Annotated in this window: 1 protein-coding gene; it reads left to right on the top strand. The window is 44.8% G+C overall.

What is annotated here, in order from left to right; translation table 11 throughout:
* Positions 1 to 190 precede the first annotated feature (190 nt).
* On the top strand, positions 191 to 290 hold a 100-nt coding region (locus SB749_RS19215), incomplete at its 3' end, for a hypothetical protein (protein ID WP_410711709.1).

Genomic DNA, 290 nt, shown 5'->3' with positions numbered 1-290 from the left:
AATCCAGTCATTGAACCAAGCCCATGGACAGATAGCGGAGTTGAACAAGCTCATATCGGACTACAAAGAAGCAAACAGCTCCTTGACGCAATTAATAGAGAACTTGAGCGAGATGAAATTGAACTCAAACGGAGAATTAGAAGCAAGATAGCCAAAGAGCAGTCAGCTAAAAATCCAGCCCCAGACAAGGTTGCAGCAGACAAGGTTGCAGCAGACAAGGTTGCAGCAGATAAGATTGCAGCAGACAAGATTGCAGCAGACAAGATTGCAGCAGATAAGATTGCAGCAGA

Origin of the sequence: Brevibacterium sp. SIMBA_078 (genome assembly GCF_046534565.1) — a bacterium.
In the GTDB taxonomy this organism is placed as follows: Bacteria; Actinomycetota; Actinomycetes; order Actinomycetales; family Brevibacteriaceae; genus Brevibacterium.
This window is presented reverse-complemented; position numbering and strand designations above follow the sequence as displayed.